The following is a 904-nucleotide window of genomic DNA, read 5'->3' as shown; positions in this document are numbered from 1 at the left end:
TAAATTCTCCTTTGCAATAATATTGGGGTTTATCCAATACCCCGTTTCCATGTGGAATATAATTGATAGTTTCTCCTATATATTCACCATATTTTGAGCTGATTATTAATTCACCAACTGGTTTATTGTAAAACAATGCTTCAATTTTGAAATGTAATACCATTCGTAGTTGATTATCAATTCCTGGTCCTTTGAAGTTAGTATATGTCATGGTCGCTCTTTTATCCATGAGCCTACCGTTTTTAATATTTCCTTCATAAGTACAAACAGGATATCCATCTTGAATAAATTCTAATTTTCCTGATCCATTTAAATAGATTTTACCATCTATTTTATTTCCACCGCCCGACCATTTAAAAGTAAATTCATCTTCTGGAAAAACCGCATCATAAAAATTGAGTTCGTATCCGTCTAATTTAAATGTACGTAGTTTTTCTTTTGGACTAAAAATATCTTTTATTGTTTGATATTTAAAAGTAGTAGATTTATATAGCTCGTATATTATAAGATTATTAAAATATATTAAATTCTCGCTATCTGAAATGCTGACATAGGATGATATTAGGCTGTCTATCAAGATTGAAAAATTACAATCATCATTCTCTTTAAAACATTTTTTTTCAATCATTTTTGTAGCTTCATTTTTATATTTTTCTATGGCAATAACCAATTTATTATTTTCAACATTCATCACTTTGTATAAATCTTTAACCTGTAATTTTAAACTTACATCTTGTAATGCCGTTTTGGTCTCTTTTGACAATACATCAGAACTTGCTTTTATGTCGTTACAATAAAAAATTTGTTCCCTAAGTAAAGGTTCTGAAAATCCTAATTTATATGCTATGGCTAGCAAATTTGTAATTCCTTCAAGTTTACGATGTATTTTACTAATAGATTTATC

Annotated in this window: 1 protein-coding gene; it reads right to left on the bottom strand. The window is 27.9% G+C overall.

The features are described from left to right. Nucleotides 1-904: hypothetical protein (locus IU405_RS00240; protein ID WP_197436665.1), on the bottom strand; the 904-nt coding region annotated here is incomplete at both ends.

This window comes from Polaribacter sp. BAL334 (assembly GCF_015767435.1).
GTDB lineage: Bacteria > Bacteroidota > Bacteroidia > Flavobacteriales > Flavobacteriaceae > Polaribacter.
The sequence above is the reverse complement of the archived record's forward strand: the minus strand, read 5'-3'. Positions and strand labels throughout refer to the sequence as shown.